Raw genomic sequence first — 17432 nt, 5'->3', positions numbered from 1 at the left:
ACCGAACCGTGTCCGCCGTTACCCAAACGTGCCCCAGTCCGGCGGTCGATCCCTGGTCAGAGCCAGGATCTGCTTCCTACGCTGGGACGGTGTCCACGATCCGCTCGGCCCATCGCGCCCTGTGGGGGGCCTATGCGCTCCTCGCACTGGTCCACCTCGGCGCGCTCCTGGCCGACGCGGATCTGATCGGCCGGATCACCCAGCCGATGTTCGCCCCGTCGCTCATCGCCGTGGTGCTCACCGCGGCGCCCTACCGCTCCCGCACGACGGGGCTGATGCTCGGCGCCCTGGTCTGCGCATGGATCGGCGACAGCGTGGGGCAGGTCCCCGTCGAGGGCGCGGGATGCTCGCCGTCGTCGGTTTCCTGGGCGCGCTGATCTGCTATTCGGCCGCCCTCGTGCCGCTGTGGACCCGTTCCCGCGACTCGATGCGCATCGCGCTCGCGATCCCCTACGGCGCCGTGGTGATCGGGCTGTTCGTCGCCTGCGCGGACGGGGCCGGCTCCCTGTCGCCGATGGTGGCCGCCTATGCGGTGGCGCTGGCGACGATGGCCTTCCTCTCCGCCGGCGGCAACGGCCTGACCTGGACGGGAGGCACCCTGTTCCTGCTGTCGAGCTCGCTGCTGGGGATGGACTGGTTCCTGTCCGGCGCCACGATCGCGTTCAGCACGGAGCTGGTGATGCTGACCTACCTGGTGGGCCACGCCCTGCTCGTGGCGGGGCTGGTGAAGGCGATGCCGCGGCACCGCTGGACCGTCGCCGCCCCCGCCCCCTCGCTCGTGATCCTCGAGGGCTGACGGGGCCGCTCAGCCCTCCCGGTCCTTCCGGCCCAGGGCACGGCCGATCAGCTCGGACTGCTCGCGGTGCGACCGCTCGATGTCCTCGCCCTTGCGGGGGATCAGCCGCAGACCGAGGCGGCCGCCGATCTCCCGATAAGCGACCTCCTCGCCGTTCTCCTCGAGCTGGAGACGCGCGACCCGCGCGTCGGAGGCGAAGAGGTCCTTCTGGCCGACGCTCAGGTGCGGCGGCGGCAGGCCCTCGAGGCCCCGGTTGATCGGGGAGAGGTCCGGATCGTCCAGCGGGGTGCGCCCGGCATAGCGGCGGGCCGCATCGCGCGGCAGGCGCCGCTCGTGCACCGGATCGGACTGGTCCGTCTCGCTCATCCACGCGGCGGACAGCTCCAGGTCCAGCCAGGGCGACATCAGCACGATCGCGGCCGGGGCGGGCACCGGCGCGAGCGCCTCGGACTCCTGCTCGACCAGTCGCCGCGCGACGACCACGGCGAGCCCGCCGCCGGAGTGCTGGCCGCTGAGGACCCACGGGCCCTCGCCCAGCCGGCCGTCGGCCGCGAGCGCGGCGAGGACCGCCTCGACGTCGTCCCGGGCGACGGGGTGCTGGTGGTCGGGGGCGTTGCGGTAGTCGACCATGAGCCCGGCGCAGTCCTGCGCCTCGACCTGGCGGGAGAGCCAGGCCCAGTCGCTGGTGAAGGGGCCCGAGACGTAGGCGCCGCCGTGCAGGTGGATGATCAGGCCGTTGCCGCGGTGGTGGCGGTCCAGCCACACGGTGCGGGTGCGGCCGATCATCTCCTGCTCGATCGCATGGGACTTCAGCACGTGCGAGGGAGGCTGTGGGTCGCGGGCCTCGCGCGGCGCCTGATGGGTGAGGGCGGAGGGGATCGGGATCCGCGCGGCGGCGCGAGCCCCCGTCACCACGGCGTCTCGGATGCGACCCATCGCTTGCCCTCCTGTCCGCGGCCGCTCGGGCCGCCTCGGTGCCGGTCCGCCCAGACTAACGAACCCGCCTGGACGGTGCGGGAGCGGCACCGGCCGGGCTCCGGCTCGCCGGTACGCTTCGAGCATGCCTGAGACCTCCGCTCCCGCTCCCCTGCTGGTCCTCGTCGCGATGCCCGAGGAGGCCGCGCCGCTGACCTCCCGCCTCGAGGACCCCGCCCCGGTCGAGGTCCCCTTCCCCGCCCCGGTCGCGGCCGTCCGCGGTCGCCTCGGCGGATGCGAGGCCGTCGTGGTCACCACCGGCATCGGCGTCGCCGCCGCGACCGCGGCCGCGACCTGGGGCGTCCTCGCCCTCTCCCCCGCCCTCGTGGTCGCCGCCGGCTCCTGCGGCGGCCTCGCCGCCGACGTGGAGGTGGGCACCGTGATCGTGGGCGAGACCTTCGCCTGGTCGATCGCGGACGCGACCGCCTTCGGCTACGCCCCCGGCCAGGCGCCCGGCGGGCCCGAGCGGATCGAGGCCGAGACGTCCTGGGTGGACCGGGCCGAGCGGGCCGCCCGCGCCGACCAGACGGCCGCGGTGCGACGCGGGCTGATGCTCGCCGGCGACGCCTTCGTCACCGCCCCGCTGGCGGACCCGATGCGGGAGCGGTTCCCCGGCGCGCTCAGCGCCGACATGGAGACCACCGCCACCGCCCGCACCGCCGGGGCGCTCGGCGTGCCCTTCGTGGCGGCGCGCCCGTCTCGGACCTGTGCGGTCCCGCCGCCGGTCAGCAGTTCCACCTCGAGATCGACGTGGTCGCGGAGACCTCGGCCCGGGCCGTCGAGCGCCTCGCCGCCGACCTCGCAGGCTGAGCGAGGCGCTCGGCGCAGGGCTCAGCGCGCGGCCGGGTGCGACACCTCGCCGCCCTCGACCAGGGCGCGGAGGTTCGCGGCGATCCGCTCGTCGGCGCCGACGGGCCGTCCTCCCGCGCCGTGCGGGGTGATCAGCAGGCGCGGCGCGTCCCACAGCGGGTCGCCCTCCGGGAGCGGCTCGGGCTCGGTGACGTCGAGGCCGGCCGCGCCGAGGGTCCCCGCCTCGAGCGCCTCGCGCGCCGCGACCTGGTCGACGGTCGCACCGCGGCCGACGTTGACGAGGATCGCGTGGTCCGGCGACGCGGCGAGCGCCTCGCGACCCACGATCCCGGCGGTGCGCTCGGTGGCGGGCAGGATGTTCACCAGCACGTCGGTGTCCGGCAGGGCGGCGGCGACATCGGCCTCGGCGATCACCTCGACGCCGGCGCGGGTGCCGGCGCTGCGAGCGGCGCCGCGCACCTCGGCGCCGAGGCCCTGCGACATCGGGGCGAGGGTCTGCCCGATGCCGCCGAAGCCCCAGACCAGCACGCGCGCGCCGAGCGGCGTGGTGAGCCGGCCCTCGGGGTGCAGGGGCCGCAGGCCGCCGAGCTCGTCGCTCCACACGTGCCGCTCCTGCGCCTCGCGGGCCTCGGGCAGGCGCCGCACCAGGGCGAGCAGCAGGGCGAGCGCGTGCTCGCTGACGGTCCTCGAGTGCAGGCCCGCACCGGTGGCGACGACGACCTCGTCCGAGAAGCCGGCGGCGAGGATCCCCTCCACCCCGGCGGCGAGGGACTGGACCAGCCGCAGCCGCTGCGGCAGGTCCGCGGCGGCGGAGGCGAGATGGCGGCGGGAGGAGCCCCAGACCACGAGGGCGGCGGCATCGTGATGGGCGGCGGGGATCTCGGCGCGGGCGTCGACCACGACCGCCTCCCAGCCCTCCGGCGGCTGTCGGGTCCAGGGGCATGGTGTCGGGAAGCAGGATCTTCATGCCCCCAGGGTACGGAGGGAGCGCATCGCGCCTGCCTGGCGTCCTCCGTTAGCCTTCCCCCATGCGCTTCGGCCCCGCCTCCGCACTGTCCTCCCTGTCCGGCCTCACCGGCGGCGCCGCGCGAGCGCCGCGCCGCACCACCCGTCGGGCGCGGCGCGGGGCGCGCCGCTCGGCGATCGCCGCCCCGCTGGACACCGGCGGCTTCCTCGGCGCCTCGCTGACCGCATGGATCTCGACCTCCCCGAGCCTGCTTTGCCCCGCACCTGGTGGATGTGGGCAGTGAACATCGGGCTGTCGGAGGTCTACGGCTACGCCGCCGGCACCCTCGCGGGCCGTGCCGTGCGCCGCGCCGGTGCCGCGATCGGCCTCGAGGTGGACATCGCCCCGGACCATCGCCGCCGCGCCCGCTGGGCGGGCGCGTGCGCCCTCGTCGGCCTCACCGCCTACTCGTGGGTGCGCGGGGTGATGCGGCGGCGGGAGATCAGCCTTCTGGTCCACCAGGAGCCCAAGAACCTCGCCACGCACCTGGTCGGCACCGCGGCCGGGGCCGGGTTCTCCCTCGCCGCGCTCCTCGCCGCCCGGTCCACCGTCGCGACCGCGCGCTTCTACCGTTCACTGCTGCGCCCTTACCTGCCGGCGCGTGTGGTCGGCGTCGCCTCGCTGCTGCTGACCGCCGCGACGGTCGCGGTGGTGGTGGACCGGCTGATCCGCGGGCGGGTGCTCGAGGGCATGATCGAACGGGCCGACGCCGCGAACCGGCTGATCTCCCCCGACGTGCCCCGCCCCACCTCCGCGCGCGCTCGGGCGGGCCGGGATCGCTGGAGACCTGGCAGTCCCTCGGCGCGCCCGGCCGCAAGATCGTCTCCGCCGGCGCGGAGGCGGCCACGATCTCCCGCACCGTCGGCCGTGAGGCGGCCGAGCCGATCCGCGTGTACGCCGCGAAGTCCGGCTCCCGTACCCTCGAGGACACCGTCGAGGCGGTGATCGCGGAGCTGGACCGCACCGGCGCCTGGGACCGGGAGGTGCTGGTGCTGTTCACCGGGACCGGCACCGGCTGGCTGCAGGAGTGGTCGCTGTCGGCGATCGAGTTCCTCACCGCGGGGAACTGCGCGACCGCCTCCCTCCAGTACTCGTACTTCCCGAGCCCTCTCACCTATCTTGCCGACCGCCGCTCCCCGCGGCGCGCGCCCGGCGCGGCGCTGGTCCAGGGCGTGCGGCGCCGTATGGCGCGCTCCCGCCCCAGCGGCGTCCGCGCCTGTACGTGGCCGGCGAGTCGCTGGGCGCCTTCGGCGGCACCGCCGCGTTCCGCGACCTGCCCGAGCTGCTGCGCACGGTCGACGGGGCGGTGTGGACGGGCACCCCGAGCTTCACGCCGCTGTGGGAGCGGCTGACGAAGCGCGCACGGCCCGGCTCCCCCGCGGTCGCGCCGATCATCGACGACGGCCGGCACGTCCGCGTGGTCACCCGACCGCGCGACCTGGACCGCAACTACTGGGGCGGGCTGTACGTGCCGTGGGAGAGCCCGCGCGTGGTCTTCGCCCAGCATCCCTCGGACCCGGTGGTGTGGTTCGACCCCTCGCTGCTGTGGCGGGAGCCTGCGTGGCTCCAGGAGCGGGTGGGGCACGACGTCACCCCGGCGATGCGCTGGTTCCCGTGGATCACGTTCTGGCAGGTCGCCTCGGACATGCCGCTGTCGATCGCGGCGCCGGGCGGGCACGGCCACTCGTACCGCGAGGAGATGGTCCCGATCTGGGCGGCGGTGCTGGGCCAGGACGTGCCCGAGGAGCGGCGTCCCGCGCAGCGACGCCGTCACCGCGAGATCATCGCGGCGATCCGGGAGATCAACCCGGGAGCGTGAGCGGGAAGGGGCTCAGGGGTTCGGGCCGACAGCGACGGGCCGTTCGGGGTCCGTGCTCCACTGCGACCAGGAGCCGGGGAAGAGCCGCACCCGCGGGAAGCCCGCGGCCTCGAGCGCGAGCAGGTCGTGGGTGGCGGTGACGCCGGAGCCGCAGTACACGACGGTCTCGCCGTCCGCGGTGACGCCGGCCGCCTCGAAGCGCTCCCGCGGCTCCTCGGGGGAAGGAAGCGCCGCTCCGCATCGAGGTTGCCGGCATAGGGCAGGTTCACCGCGCCGGGCACGTGGCCGGCGCGCGGGTCGATCGGCTCGACCTCGCCGCGGTAGCGCTCGGGGGCGCGGGCGTCGATCACGACGGCCTCCCCGGAGGCGGCGAGCGCGCGACCTCGTCGGCGCTCGCGATCCGGTCCGCGGGCCAGTCCCGCACCGGCACGTCCCCGGGCTCCGGGGTGACGGGCCCGCTCTCGAGCGGTCCGTTCCAGGCGTGCAGGCCGCCGCCGAGCACGGAGGCCTCGTGGCCGAGGGCGCGCAACATCCACACCAGGCGGGCGGCAGGGCCGCCGTCGGTGTCGTCGTAGGCGACGATACGGGAGTCCTCGGTGACGCCGAGACGGCGCAGGGTCGCGGCGAAGTCCGCGGGGTCGGGCAGCGGGTGACGGCCCGCCTCGGGGCGCGCCGGGGCCGCGAGCTCGGTGCCGAGGTCGACGTAGACCGCGCCGGGGAGATGCCCGGCGAGGTGGTCGTGCTCGCCCTTGCTGCCGTCGAGCGCCCAGCGCACGTCGAGCAGGACCAAGGGGCGACCCTCCTGGCCGATCTCGTCGATCAGCGCGTGGAGCGCGGAGACGTCGAGGAGCGGGGCGGAGGTCGGGCTCACGCCTTCACCTGCAGGTCCACCCGCACCAGGCGGTGATCGGAGGTGGGGAAGGGGTGGTCGCCGGTCAGCTCGCTGCCCGGCTCACCCCGGCGCGGCCAGTACACGGCCGAGGAGACGATCTGCGGCTCGCGGGCGGGCGAGCACGTAGTCCACGCGGAGGTTCCCCGGTGTGGGCTCGGCGAAGTCGGCGGTGTCGTACCGCGCCTCGCCGGCGTGCTCGGCGTTCGCGCCGCCCTGCGGCTCGGCCGCCTCGACGGCGCCGTCGCTGGTGGGCTTCGAGTCCTGGACGCGGGGATGGCGCAGGAGCCGCTCGATCGCACCGGGCCAGGAGTCGCCGTCGGCCGGATCGGAGTTCAAGTCGCCGAGGATCACGAAGGGGGCGCTGGGCTCCAGGCCGCCGCGCGTCCCGGCGTCGTCGACGATCCACTGCGAGCGACGGCCGGGCTGGAGGTAGTCCACCCACAGCCGGATCTCGTCGTGGTTGCGGCGCTGGTTGCGCTTCTCGGGGCCGTCGAAGCTCGGCGGGGTGGGGTGGGCGGCGAGGACGTGGAGGAGTTCCGTGCCGATCTGCACCGGCACGTCCCAGTGCGACTTCGAGCTCAGCCGCAGCCGCGGGGAGATCTCCCGCCCGTAGAACTCGGTGGGCAGCAGGTTGTGCGGCATGTCCGCCCAGCGCAGGTTCTGGAAGGTGCGCACCTGATCGGCGAGGATCGGGTAGCGGGAGAGGACCACCATCCCGTACTGGCCGGGGAACTGGCCGAACCCCCAGGCGTCGTCCGGGCCGCCGACGGTGCCGTCGCGGTTCAGGTCCAGGCCGGAGGGCACGCCCGTGTTCACGGGGGCGGTGAAGGCGTAGGGATAGAAGGCGGGGCTCTGCCCGTTCTGCGGCACCTCGAGGTACTTCTCGCGGAAGAGGGCCGCGCCGCGGCCCTCGTCGTCGTGGTCGAACTCGTTGAGCGGCAGGATGTCGGGGCTGTTGATCTGGATGACCTCGGCGACCGCCCGGATCTGCGGGTCCTCGCCGGTGGCGAGGTCCTCGAGCAGCCGCCCCTCACGGCCGCGGTTCAGGGAGGCGTTGTAGGTCGCGGCGCGCGGCGTCTGGAACGGGCCGCCCCGACGCGCGGGCTCCGCCGCGGTGGCGGCGGCGGGCAGTCCGAGCCCGGCGGCGGCGGCGGCGACGAGCGCCCGGCGACGGGAGAGGCGAGGAGTCATGATCTCCATTGTGCACGTTCCCGGGACCGGACGACAGGCCGCTGTGGACGCCCCGGTGGCACACTGGCGGCATGAGAATCGCGTTCCTGGGCACCGGCCGCATGGGCACCGAGCTGGCCCTCCATCTGCTTCCCGACCACGAGCTCACCGTCTGGAACCGCACCGCCTCCCGCACGCGCCGCCTCGCCGAGGCGGGCGCCGCGGTCGCCGGCACCGCCGCCGAGGCCGTCGCGGGCGCCGAACTGGTCGTCACCTCGCTGTTCGGCCCCGACGCTGTGCGCGAGACGGTGACCGCCCCGTCCCTGATCCCGGACGGCGTGACCTGGGTGGACACCACCACCGTCTCCCCCGCCGACGCCGACGAGTTCGCCGCCGCGGTCCCCACCTACGTGGGTGCGCCCGTGGTCGGCACCCTGGGCCCGGCCCGGCAGGGCACGCTCGGCGTCTACGTCGGCACCCCCGACGACGCACGGCGGGAGCAGGTGCTCGAGCTCGTCGCCCCCTGGGCGGATCCGGAGCGGCCGCGCGGCGTCGGCTCCGGCCGCGAGGCCGCCGTCGGGAAGCCGCTGGCGAACCTGGCGCTGGCGGTCTCCGCGCAGGGTCTGCGGGAGGCGCTCGCACTCGGCGAGGCGACCGGCACCTCCGCGGAGGCGACCCTCGACATGCTCGGCTCCACGGGGCTCGCGTTCATCGCGGGGATGAAGGGGCCGTTCGTGCGCGGAGAGCGCAGCACTGAGGGCGGGGACTTCACCGCGGACGCCATCGCGAAGGACGCCCGGCTGATGATCGACACGGTTGACGGCGCGCGTCCGACGGCTCGTCTCGCCCCGGCAGCGACCTGCCCGCGCGCGCGGAGCCCTGGCCTCGCTCGACGCGGAGATCGCCGCCGGCCACGGCGAGGACGACTTCTCCACGATCCTGCTCCCGGGCGCCGAGCGCACCGGCGAGTAAGGCCTCAGCGAAGGTCGTCCGGGATCCCCTGACCTGCCTGCCGGTCGAGCCGGCGCCGCGCGGGGAGACGCCGGGCGAAGGGCTCGACGAGGCCCGGCCCCGTCCCCCAGGTGAGGTGGAAGCGGGGCACGGAGTTGCCGTGCCCGTCGGCGCGGCCGTCGCCCCGCTCGGCCCAGCCGACGACGGGGAAGAGCCGGTGCCCCATCGACCGCAGCCACGCGCGCTTCTCCCCCGCGGCGAACTGCAGGTACGCCTCCGCCCAGCGGTGCGGCCAGTGGTCATCGGAGCCGTCGGGCTCCTCTAACGCGGCAGAGCCCAGCCAGTCCTGACGGGCGAGCTCGAGGGAGTCGCGGATCCCGAGGCGGCGCCGCTCGGGGCTGTCCACGAGGAACAGCCCGCCGAAGCTCCACCACGCCTGCGCGCCGAGGTCCTGCTCCCCCTCGCGCTCCAGCAGCACGCGCCGTCCGCCGTCGGCGATCTCGGTCGCGGCGACCAGGCCCGAGAGCCCGTCTCCGACGACGACGACGTCCGTCCCCGCCGTCACTCCACCCTGATCCGTCGGACCCGTTCGAGATGGTCGCGGCTGTTGACGCCGGACATGGTGCGGCTCTTCTGGCGGTTGTTGCTGCCGACGCGACGGTCGTCGGTGCGGAGGTTGCCCACGGCGACGTCGGTCTTCTTCTCGAACTCGTGCCGCTTGTCCCGGTTGCGGTAGTAGCGGTAGATGCCGAGGTAGGTCCCCAGGAACACGGCCGGTCCCAGCAGGAAGGGGAAGGCGATCCCGGCGGCGCCGTCCCCGGAGTCGGCCAGCGACATCGCGGCGGTCGGGTCCGCGGCGATCTCAGCGAGCAGCGGGTGCATGCGGGCCTCCTCGGGGGTGGTCGGTCGTGGTCGGCGTGCGCATCAGAAGAACATGTAGGCGAGGCCGGCGAGCGCGCCGACCACGGCGGCGACGGTGCCCGCGGCGCAGGAGGCGGCGAAGATCTTGGGATGGGAGACGGGCACGGAGCCCATCGTGGTGCCGGTGCGGCCGTTGACCGCGATGTAGTGGGTGAGCGCGCCCTCGCCCTTGGCGGAGTCGGCGTAGCTGTACAGCCACACCGGCACGTAGATCGAGACCCAGCGGGTGCCGTGCACGGCCACGCCCTCCTCCTTCCAGCGCACCCCGCGGTCGTAGCGGGAGATGGTGGGGGCGGCCTTCGCCCGCGCGATCGCGAGGAACTTGTCCTCCACCTCGGCGTCGACGTCCTGGATGTTCAGGTCGCGCCGCTCGGAGGTGAAGCCCTTGAGGTAGTTCGAGTTGTAGGTGACCGCGTTCTCGGTGTCGTAGGGCTGGACGGCGTTGAGGATGTTGTTGGTCGCCTGATGGTCCTCGTCCGCGTCGAAGCGGCTCGCGGACTCGACGGTGAGGTCGTCGACCAGCAGGTCGAAGGCGCGCTGGACGGCGTAGACGTCCGCGTCGTAGTAGGTCTCGGTGACGTAGTTGTCCTTGCCGACGCGGCGCCGCACCGTGTACTCGCGGGTGGTGACCTCGCCGGTGCCGCGCGGCACGGCGTGCATGTTCCCGTCGACCACGAGGTACGGGATGTACACGCCCATCACGTTCTCGGGCACGAACTCCTGCGTGAAGCGGCCCAGCGCGAAGGTCTTGCGTTTCCCGGCGAAGGCGTCGATCCGCTCGACCGCCTCCTCGCGGGTGAGCAGGAAGGGCGACACCGCGTCCGGCACCGCGCCGTTGGGGATCTGTGAGTTGATCGAGAGGGTCTGGCGGCACCAGTGGCGCGGGCCTGCATCTGCTGGTCGACGTTGAGGACGATCTCCGCGCCGCGACCCTGGCACTTCAGGGTCACGGTGGTGAGGTCCTCGCGCACGTCCGCGGTGCCGGAGGCCATGGTGTGGCCGCGCGCTCCGCGATCGAGGAGTCGAGTCCGAAGCGCCGCTCTCGGCGATGTCCTCGTTCCAGCTGTGGCGGCAGTACGAGCACACCAGCGCCTTCGCGGTCAGCGAGTACTGGATCTCGGTGCCGCCGCGGCGGGGGCACTTGTTCAGCCCGTCGTCCCGGCCGGAGCTCGTGTCGATGATCCGCTCGGTGCTGTGGCCGGCGGCGGCCTCGGCGGCGCGCGCGACGGCCTCGTCCCCGAGCATCGGCGCGCCGGAGCCGCCGTCGTCGGTCGTCGACGGCGGCGCGGCGGGCGCGCCCACGGCGGGCCCTGCGGATCCTGCGGAGGGGGTGAGGTCATCGAGAGAGTGCTCCGGGGGTGCGGGCGCGGCTCAGAGGCCGAGCGCGGCCTTCTTCGCCGCCTCGTAGTCCTCCTCGCTGATCAGCCCCTGCTCCAGCATCTGCTTGTACTGGGCGAGCTTCGCGACGGGGTCCTCCTGCGCGGGAGCGGCCTGCTCGCTGCGGGGCCTCTCGCCCCTCGGCAGGGGCCTGCTCGCTGCGGGGCGCCCTGCTGGCCGGGCGGCGCCCACGGCTGGACGGGGTTGACCATCCCGCCGGCGGCGCCCATGCCGGCCCCGAACATCGCCAGTCCCGCGCCGCCGCCGTTCTCGCCCGCGGCCTGCACGCCGCGCGCGGCGGCCTGGTTCATGAAGGACTGCGAGCGGGCGCCGGAGAGCGCGTCGGCCTTCTGCACGTCGGCCAGCGGCTCGCGGGTGCGCTGGTCGTACTCGATCGAGACGATCGCGGTCTTCACGATCGCGAGCCCGCGGTCGCTGGACCAGCGGTAGCCCTCCTCGACGGCGGCCGAGAGCGACTGGGCGAAGCCGACCGAGTCGCCCTGGATGCGAGAGATGCGGTTGCCCTTGTCGGGATCGTTCGTATAGCGGGAGAAGGCCTGGGCGAGGGAGCCGACGACCTCCTGGAACATCTGGTTGCCGGCCGCGTTGTCGGGGTCGGAGAAGTCGAACACCGGGGCGTTCGCGGAGATGAACGAGGCGGGCACGAAGTTGTGCACGAACAGCGCGGGTCGATGATCCGCGGCGTGTAGGAGCCGCGCGTGATCGCGCCGACCTGCGCGCCCAGGTAGGCGTCGTCCCAGTAGATCTCCGACTGGGTGCCGAAGCGGTTGTCGGGGATCTCCTTGAGGCTGACGTAGAAGGCGAGTCGCTGCGAGGAGGGGCGGCCGCCGTACTTGAAGCGCTCCCAGGAGGTGCCGACGGTCGAGGCGAGCAGGTCGTCGCCCGCGAAGACGGAGCGGGCGTCCGGGGAGGAGTCGTTGAACTCGTAGCCGCCGGCCTCGGTGATCAGGCCCGTCGCGCGGCCGTCGACCACGGTGATCAGGCCGTACCCCTGGGGGACGAGGATCTTCGAGCCGTTGGTGATGATGTTCTCGGAGCCGCGGGTGTTCGAGCCGCGGCCGGCGTTGGTGCCCTGCGGGACTGCCGGGAACAGCGCCGCCGTCTGCGGCGACCCGTTCGGGACGGTGAGGAAGTCCTTCCACTGATCGGCGAGCATGCCGCCGACCGCGCCCTTGAATGCCTGGATGAATCCCATGTGAGCTCCTTCGTCGCCCCCGAAGTTGTGATCGCGGCCATGCTACCGCCCGTCCCCGGACGCCCGCTGAGGGCCCGGCTACAGTTCCCCCATGGACCTGCGCCCGGCTGCTCGAGCGCCGACAGGTCCCCCTCTATCTCGCCGCGATCGCGGCCGGGGTCCTGCTCGGTGCCGCGGCGCCGGGCACCGCCCCTGCCCTCGAGCTCTCCGTCGAGCCCGCGATCGCCGCGCCGCTGCTGGTGACCTTCCACGGCATCCCCCTCACCCGCCTGGGCGCCGCCCTCGCAGGCCCCCGCTTCCTGCTCGCACTGCTGGCGGTGAACCTGCTCGCGGTGCCGCTGATCGTGTGGGACCTGACCCGCCCGCTCGCCGGCTCGCCCGATCTGCTCCTCGGCGCGCTGGCTGGTGCTGCTCGCCCCGTGCATCGACTACGTCGTGGTGTTCACGGCCCTGGCCCGCGGCGCGCACGAGAAGCTCCTGGCCGCGACCCCGCTGCTGATGCTGGGGCAGATCCTGGCGCGCCGGTGCTTGCTCCCCCTGCTCGGCGGCGGCGCGGCGACCGCCGCGATCGACCCCGCCCCGTTCGTTCGGGCGCTCGTCTTGCTGGTGCTCCTGCCGCCGCTGGCCGCCGCGCCGCTGCGGCGCCTGGTCCCCCGCCTCGACCTCGCCCCGGCGATGGTGCCGCTGATGATCCTGGTCTTGCTCGCCGTCACCGCCTCGCAGACCCCACGGGTGCTCGGCGCGGGCGGCGCGGCGCTCGCACTCGTGCCCGTCTACGCGGCCTTCCTCGTGCTCGCCACGGGAGCAGGGTCGCTGATCGCGCGCCTGCTGCGCCTGGACGCCCCCACCGCCACCGCCGTGACCTTCTCCGGCGCGACCCGCAACTCGCTCGTGGTCGCGCCGCTGGCGCTCGCGATGCCGACCCCGCTCGCCCCCGCGGCCGTGGTCACCCAGACCCTCGTCGAGCTGATCGGGATGGTGGTGCTGGTGCGGGTCTTGCCGCGGCGGTCGCTCAGCCGGTGATGTCGAACCGTGCCAGACGCTTGCGGTCGCCGCTGTTCTGCAGGTCCAGCAACTGGGCGTAGATCCCGCCGGAGGCGGCGAGCTCGGCGGGGGTGCCGATCTCGTCGATCCGCCCGTCCTCGAGGGTGATGATCCGGTCCACGGCCGCGATGGTCGAGAGGCGGTGGGCGATGATCAGGGAGGTGCGGCCCTCCATCAGCTCGTCCAGCCCCTTCTGCACCTGCCGCTCCGCCTTCGTGTCCAGGGCCGAGGTCGCCTCGTCGAGCACGAGCACCGGCGCGTCCTTGAGGATCGCGCGCGCCACCGCGATGCGCTGGCGCCGCCCGCCGGAGAGCTTCAGCCCCCGTTCGCCGATCACCTGCTCGTAGCCGCCGGGGAAGCGGCGCACGAAGCCGTCGGCGTTGGCGCGGCGGGCCGCGTCGGCCACCTCCTCGTCGCTCGCGCCGGGCCGGCCGTAGGCGATGTTCTCCCGCAGGGTGCCGGAGAACAGGGAGGCGTCCTGGAAGACGACGCCGATGCGGGAGCGCAGCTCGTCCAACGGCGACTCGGTGCTGGTGCGTCCCACCACCTCGATCTCGCCCGCGCGCGGCTCGTACAGGCCCAGCAGCAGGTTCACGATCGTGGACTTCCCGCCGCCGGACTCGCCGACCAGCGCGACCTTCTCCCCGCGAGCGACGGAGAAGTCGATCCCGTGCGACACGTCCTCGCCGTCCTCGTAGGCGAAGGACACGTCCCGGAAGCGGACCACCGGGGCGCCGGGCACGGGCTCGATCGCGGGCGCCGGGGTGTCCGCCTCGGCCCGGGCGAGCATCGCCTCGGCGCGCGGGTCGACCTCGGTCTCCATCACGCGGAAGTAGTCCTTGGACCCGGCGATGGCGCGCTGGGAGGAGTCGATCACCCAGCTCATCGACTCCACCGGGGCCTTGGCCATGCTCATCAGGCCGCACCAGCGGCACCATCTCGCCGAGCGTGAAGGCGCCCTGCACGGTGCGCACGAAGATGATCACGTAGATGCCGAAGAACACCAGGTTCAGCACCGCGCGGCGGATCACGTCCATGCGGTGCCAGTGCGTGGACTGGGCGCGGGTGGTGGCGTCGGTGGACCAGAAGCGCCGACGGAAGTCCGCGAGCTCCGAGCGCTCACGCACGAAGGACTTCACGACCCGGATCTGGCCGACCACCTCGGCGAAGCGCCCGGAGGCGATGTCGACCTGCTCGTTCTTCTCCCCCTCGAGCCGCCGCCACTTCACGGAGGTGAGCGAGGTCAGCCACACGTACAGCGGGAACACGATCAACAGCGGCGCGGCCAGCGGCCAGGCGTACCAGGCGCTGATCGCGAGCACCGCGACCGTGGTGATCAGCATCGACGCGAAGGAGTTCGACATCATCTTCGCGAAGTTCGTGATCTCGGTGATCGAGCGGTTCAGCCGCGCCACGATCGTGCCGGTGATCTCCCCGTCGAACCAGCGCTGGGGCAGGTGGAGGAGCTTGTCGTAGTAGCGCACCGACAGAATGGTGCGCATCCGGTTGCTCATCACGTCGCCGAACCAGCCGCCGACGTTCGAGACCACGGTGTTGAACAGCTCGGCGACCAGCACCGCGGCCGCGATCAGCACCACGGCGCGCACGGCGGCGGAGGTGGGGGTCTGCCCGCCGACGGCCCCGGCGACCGTGTCGGTCGCATGGCCGATCAGGAAGGGGACGGCCAGCGCCGCCGCCGCGGTGAGCACCGAGCAGACGATGATCGCGATGTACAGCGGTGCGAGGGCGCGGGTGAAGCGCACGATGCGCAGGAGGGATGCCACGTCCCACCACCTTACGGAGCGGTCACGGTGCGGTCCATGAGCCGCCTCACCCGGGCGCGACGCCCTCAGCGAACTGCGCGCTCAGTCGTCCTTCGGGCCGACGACCCCCAGCAACGATCCCGGGCGTTGCCCGCTCCCCCGCCCGGCCCCGACGGACGCGGCCGGTGGCGAGCGCATACGGCACGAGCATCACGAAGCCGACGACGCTGAGCAGCAGGATCGCGACGACGATCGAGCCGGTCTGCTCGCCGCCTTCGGCGCCGGTGCGCGCGACCAGCGGCGCGGCGGCGATGTTGCGCTGGCTGGTGAGGATCGCGGGTCCGTCCTGGACGGTGAGGGTGTCCCCGGCGAGGTCGCCGGCGAAGCGGCCCGCGGCGAAGGCGAGGGCGACGAGACCCGCGGCGACGAGGAGCACCGGGGAGAGCAGCAGGTCCAGCACGAGGCCGGAGTTCGCGCCGAAGCCGGAGAGGAACATCAGCACCGCCGAGACCGCGGCGACGCCGCCCGCGATCCGGGCGAAGAGATCGGCGCGTCCCGGCCAGACCGCGGCGATGACGATGCCGGCGATCATCGGGGAGAGCATCGTGCCCAGCAGCGAGCTGGGCGACGGACCAGCCGTGCACCTCGACGTCCCGCAGGAGGAAGGGCACCACCAGCGGCATGAAGGCGATCGATCCCAGCAGCGAGCACCGCCATCGGCCCCGCGGTCTCGCCGTAGGGGATGCGGGCCATCGCCCCGAGCTGCAGCACGAACGGGGCGCCGGCCGCGCACAGCGCGATGACGAACCCCTCCCCCGTGTGGTGGGGCGAAGCAGGCCGCCGAGCGACCAGATGATCAGGGTGCCGACCGCCGGGACGACGACGAAGTTCGCGCCGAGGACGGCGAGGACGGTGCGGCGGTCCCGCGGCTGGTCGCGGAAGGCGCGCAACGGGGTGCGCGCCCCATCGAGAGCATGGAGGCGATCGCGAAGGCGGGCACGCTGATGTCGATCAGCGCGCCGAGCAGGGCCTCGATCGCATCCACCCCGGCAGACTACGCGTCACCCGTGGCAGGAGCTCAGATCCAGCCGTTGTCCGAGGCGGTCCTCACGGCCTCTGCCCGGTTCGCGACCCCCAGCTTCCCGATCGCGGCGGAGACGTGGTTGCGCACCGTCCCCTCGGAGAGGAACAGCCGCCCGGCGATCACGGCGGTGGTGCCGCCGACGGCCGCGGCCTGCGCACCTCGGTCTCCTTCGCGGTCAGGGGGCTCGGGCCGACGGCGAGGGACTGCGCGGCGAGCTCGGGGTCCACCACCCGCAGTCCCTGGTGGACGCGACGGATCGCATCGACGAGCCGCTCGACGGGGGTGTCCTTGACCATGAACCCACCGGCCCCGGCCTCCATGGTGCGGCGCAGGTAGCCGGCCCGGCCGAAGGTGGTCAGCACGATGATCCGCGGGGCGCCGTCGGTGCCCTGCAGCTGCTCGGCCACGCCGATCCCGTCAGCCGGTGCGCCGTCGGCCCCGGCCGGCATCTGGACGTCCAGCAGCGGCGTCGGGCCGCTGCTCCGCGACGAGCTCGAGGGTCTCGGCGCAGGTCGCGGCCTCCCCCACCACCTCGAGGTCGGGCTCCAGGCGCGAGGGGGCGGCGAGGCCGCCGCGGAGGATGGCCTGGTCGTCGGCGACGGCGACGCGGATCATGCCGCCCGGTCCATGGTCGCGACGAGGGTGGTGCCGGTCTCGGAGGAGTCGACCTCGAGCCGTCCCCCGGCGAGCACGACGCGGGCCTCGAGGCCCTGCAGACCGCTGCGGGAGGCGCTGTGGGGGATGCCGATGCCGTCGTCGGCGACGGTCACCGCGTCCTCCTCGACGGTGATCCGGGCGCGCGTGGCGCGGGAGTGGCGCACGATGTTGGTGACCCCTTCGCGGATCACGTAGCCGAACAGCTCGGCGAGGTCCTCGTGCAACGGCGGCAGGGCGGTGGGGACCTCGGCCTGGATCCCGACGGTGCCGAGCACGGTGCGGGCGGAGGCGATCTCGGTCGCGGCGCGCACGGTCTGCATGCCGGAGGCGGTGGCGCGCACGTCGGCGAGCGCCTGCCTCGTCGTGGTCTCGATGTGCTCGAGCTGGGCGCGGGCGGCCTCGGGGTCGCTCTCCAGCAGGCGCCGGGCGAGCTGGGCGGAGATCGTCAGCGAGGTCAGGGAGTGGCCGACGAGGTCGTGCAGGTCCCGCCCGATCCGCTCCCGCTCCGCGGCGACGGCGAGCACGGCGTTGCGGCGGTGGGCGGCCTCGAGCGCTCCTGCGAGCACCTGCTGGCGGATGCCGTGCCCGATGCCCCAGGACATGATCGTGCCCATCACGGCGAAGCCCGCCGCGATCGGCTGGCCGGCCACGAGCGCGATCGCCATGACGGCGAGGCTCATCAGCGAAGATCGAGGGCACCGCCCACCGCCAGGGCAGCAGCGAGACATGCGTCATGGCCTGGAACATCACCATGTAGAGCACGTTCAGGCCGATCACCGGGATCAGCACCAGCAGGATCCCCGTGCACAGCGCGAACCAGATCAGTCGCACCCGCCGCGGGTACAGCGCGATCCCGGTGGTGGCGGCGAACATCGCCCCGTACAGGAGCGAGAGAGCGGTGGCGAGCACCATCGTCGGCCCGGGCGCCTGCATCCAGCCGACCACGATCGG

19 protein-coding genes and 6 pseudogenes are annotated in these 17432 nt (G+C 73.8%); 9 read left to right on the top strand and 16 right to left on the bottom strand.

Annotated elements, in window-relative coordinates; all coding sequences use genetic code 11:
* Positions 1-89: 89 nt before the first annotated feature.
* Together WKH84_RS18035 and WKH84_RS18030 are read left to right on the top strand one after the other, a co-directional pair.
* The gene (locus WKH84_RS18035; RefSeq protein ID WP_341854646.1) at positions 90-377 is read left to right on the top strand and encodes a hypothetical protein; all 288 of its coding nucleotides are present in this window, start codon (positions 90-92) and stop codon (positions 375-377) included.
* Positions 344-796, top strand: coding sequence for a lysoplasmalogenase family protein (locus WKH84_RS18030; RefSeq protein WP_341854645.1), 453 nt, complete (start codon positions 344-346; stop codon positions 794-796). The genes WKH84_RS18035 and WKH84_RS18030 overlap by 34 nt, the downstream gene beginning before the upstream one ends.
* Before the next feature lie 9 nt (positions 797-805).
* On the opposite strand, the gene WKH84_RS18025 is transcribed toward WKH84_RS18030, so the two are convergent.
* Positions 806-1732 (bottom strand): alpha/beta hydrolase fold domain-containing protein, encoded by a 927-nt coding sequence (locus WKH84_RS18025; RefSeq protein ID WP_341854644.1) that lies wholly within the window; start codon positions 1730-1732, stop codon positions 806-808.
* On the opposite strand from WKH84_RS18025, the pseudogene mtnN reads away from it, so the two are divergent.
* A pseudogene (gene mtnN, locus WKH84_RS18020) lies at positions 1722-2405 on the top strand (5'-methylthioadenosine/S-adenosylhomocysteine nucleosidase); the annotation flags it as partial. The gene WKH84_RS18025 and the pseudogene mtnN overlap by 11 nt on opposite strands.
* A 197-nt stretch (positions 2406-2602) precedes the next feature.
* On the opposite strand, the gene WKH84_RS18015 reads toward mtnN, so the two are convergent.
* The gene (locus tag WKH84_RS18015; RefSeq protein WP_341854643.1) at positions 2603-3481 is read right to left on the bottom strand and encodes an NAD(P)-dependent oxidoreductase; all 879 of its coding nucleotides are present in this window, start codon (positions 3479-3481) and stop codon (positions 2603-2605) included.
* 128 nt (positions 3482-3609) lie between these two features.
* Here WKH84_RS18015 and WKH84_RS18010 point away from each other — a divergent pair, with 128 nt between their 5' ends.
* From WKH84_RS18010 to WKH84_RS17995, 4 genes and pseudogenes are all read left to right on the top strand, one after another.
* Complete coding sequence (locus WKH84_RS18010) at positions 3610-3831, top strand: hypothetical protein (protein WP_341854642.1); 222 nt, start codon at positions 3610-3612, stop codon at positions 3829-3831.
* Positions 3774-4286: pseudogene (locus WKH84_RS18005) on the top strand (alpha/beta-hydrolase N-terminal domain-containing protein); the annotation flags it as partial. The gene WKH84_RS18010 and the pseudogene WKH84_RS18005, both read left to right, overlap by 58 nt.
* A 191-nt stretch (positions 4287-4477) precedes the next feature.
* Positions 4478-4939 carry an alpha/beta-hydrolase family protein gene (locus WKH84_RS18000; RefSeq protein WP_341856956.1) on the top strand — a complete coding sequence of 154 codons (462 nt, stop codon included), beginning with the start codon at positions 4478-4480 and terminating at the stop codon, positions 4937-4939.
* On the top strand, positions 4825-5406 hold the full coding sequence (locus WKH84_RS17995) for an alpha/beta-hydrolase family protein (RefSeq protein WP_341856955.1): 582 nt from the start codon (positions 4825-4827) through the stop codon (positions 5404-5406). Before WKH84_RS18000 ends, WKH84_RS17995 begins: the two co-directional genes overlap by 115 nt.
* Positions 5407-5418: 12 nt before the next feature.
* On the opposite strand, the gene WKH84_RS17990 is transcribed toward WKH84_RS17995, so the two are convergent.
* From WKH84_RS17990 to WKH84_RS17980, 3 genes and pseudogenes are all read right to left on the bottom strand, one after another.
* Positions 5419-5565 (bottom strand): hypothetical protein, encoded by a 147-nt coding sequence (locus WKH84_RS17990; protein WP_341854641.1) that lies wholly within the window; start codon positions 5563-5565, stop codon positions 5419-5421.
* Positions 5566-5752: 187 nt separating this feature from the next.
* Positions 5753-6277 (bottom strand): rhodanese-like domain-containing protein, encoded by a 525-nt coding sequence (locus WKH84_RS17985; protein ID WP_341854640.1) that lies wholly within the window; start codon positions 6275-6277, stop codon positions 5753-5755.
* Positions 6274-7489: pseudogene (locus tag WKH84_RS17980) on the bottom strand (endonuclease/exonuclease/phosphatase family protein). The gene WKH84_RS17985 and the pseudogene WKH84_RS17980 overlap by 4 nt, the downstream one beginning before the upstream one ends.
* A gap of 71 nt (positions 7490-7560) precedes the next feature.
* Between WKH84_RS17980 and WKH84_RS17975 the strand changes: the two are divergent.
* Positions 7561-8472: an NAD(P)-binding domain-containing protein gene (locus tag WKH84_RS17975; RefSeq protein WP_341854639.1), complete on the top strand. Its 912-nt coding sequence runs from the start codon at positions 7561-7563 to the stop codon at positions 8470-8472.
* A 32-nt stretch (positions 8473-8504) separates the two neighbouring features.
* On the opposite strand, the pseudogene WKH84_RS17970 reads toward WKH84_RS17975, so the two are convergent.
* The 5 genes and pseudogenes from WKH84_RS17970 to WKH84_RS17950 form a co-directional block, all read right to left on the bottom strand.
* Positions 8505-8984, bottom strand: a pseudogene (locus WKH84_RS17970) (FAD-binding protein); the annotation flags it as partial.
* Positions 8981-9301 carry a hypothetical protein gene (locus WKH84_RS17965; RefSeq protein ID WP_341854638.1) on the bottom strand — a complete coding sequence of 107 codons (321 nt, stop codon included), beginning with the start codon at positions 9299-9301 and terminating at the stop codon, positions 8981-8983. The pseudogene WKH84_RS17970 and the gene WKH84_RS17965, both read right to left, overlap by 4 nt.
* Before the next feature lie 42 nt (positions 9302-9343).
* Positions 9344-10642, bottom strand: coding sequence for a TFIIB-type zinc ribbon-containing protein (locus tag WKH84_RS17960; protein ID WP_341854637.1), 1299 nt, complete (start codon positions 10640-10642; stop codon positions 9344-9346).
* Between the two features lie 119 nt (positions 10643-10761).
* Positions 10762-11133 (bottom strand): hypothetical protein, encoded by a 372-nt coding sequence (locus tag WKH84_RS17955; protein ID WP_341854636.1) that lies wholly within the window; start codon positions 11131-11133, stop codon positions 10762-10764.
* Positions 11130-11933: an SPFH domain-containing protein gene (locus WKH84_RS17950; protein WP_341854635.1), complete on the bottom strand. Its 804-nt coding sequence runs from the start codon at positions 11931-11933 to the stop codon at positions 11130-11132. Before WKH84_RS17950 ends, WKH84_RS17955 begins: the two co-directional genes overlap by 4 nt.
* A 405-nt stretch (positions 11934-12338) precedes the next feature.
* Here WKH84_RS17950 and WKH84_RS17945 point away from each other — a divergent pair, with 405 nt between their 5' ends.
* Positions 12339-12956, top strand: a complete 618-nt coding sequence (locus WKH84_RS17945; RefSeq protein WP_341854634.1) for a hypothetical protein — start codon at positions 12339-12341, stop codon at positions 12954-12956.
* Here the strand turns inward: WKH84_RS17945 and WKH84_RS17940 are convergent.
* The 6 genes and pseudogenes from WKH84_RS17940 to WKH84_RS17915 form a co-directional block, all read right to left on the bottom strand.
* Positions 12946-14761: pseudogene (locus tag WKH84_RS17940) on the bottom strand (ABC transporter ATP-binding protein). The gene WKH84_RS17945 and the pseudogene WKH84_RS17940 sit on opposite strands and share 11 nt — an antisense overlap.
* 46 nt (positions 14762-14807) lie before the next feature.
* The gene (locus WKH84_RS17935) at positions 14808-15344 is read right to left on the bottom strand and encodes a hypothetical protein (protein WP_341854633.1); all 537 of its coding nucleotides are present in this window, start codon (positions 15342-15344) and stop codon (positions 14808-14810) included.
* Positions 15329-15493, bottom strand: a complete 165-nt coding sequence (locus tag WKH84_RS17930) for a hypothetical protein (RefSeq protein WP_341854632.1) — start codon at positions 15491-15493, stop codon at positions 15329-15331. The genes WKH84_RS17935 and WKH84_RS17930 overlap by 16 nt, the downstream gene beginning before the upstream one ends.
* Before the next feature lie 103 nt (positions 15494-15596).
* Positions 15597-15785, bottom strand: coding sequence for a hypothetical protein (locus WKH84_RS17925; protein WP_341854631.1), 189 nt, complete (start codon positions 15783-15785; stop codon positions 15597-15599).
* 33 nt (positions 15786-15818) lie between these two features.
* A pseudogene (locus WKH84_RS17920) lies at positions 15819-16439 on the bottom strand (response regulator transcription factor).
* Positions 16436-17161 carry a histidine kinase gene (locus WKH84_RS17915; RefSeq protein ID WP_341854630.1) on the bottom strand — a complete coding sequence of 242 codons (726 nt, stop codon included), beginning with the start codon at positions 17159-17161 and terminating at the stop codon, positions 16436-16438. Before WKH84_RS17915 ends, WKH84_RS17920 begins: the two are co-directional and overlap by 4 nt.
* Between the last annotated feature and the right edge of the window lie 271 nt (positions 17162-17432).

The organism is Brachybacterium sp. GPGPB12, assembly GCF_038396325.1.
Classification (GTDB): domain Bacteria; phylum Actinomycetota; class Actinomycetes; order Actinomycetales; family Dermabacteraceae; genus Brachybacterium; species Brachybacterium conglomeratum.
The sequence above is the reverse complement of the archived record's forward strand: the minus strand, read 5'-3'. Positions and strand labels throughout refer to the sequence as shown.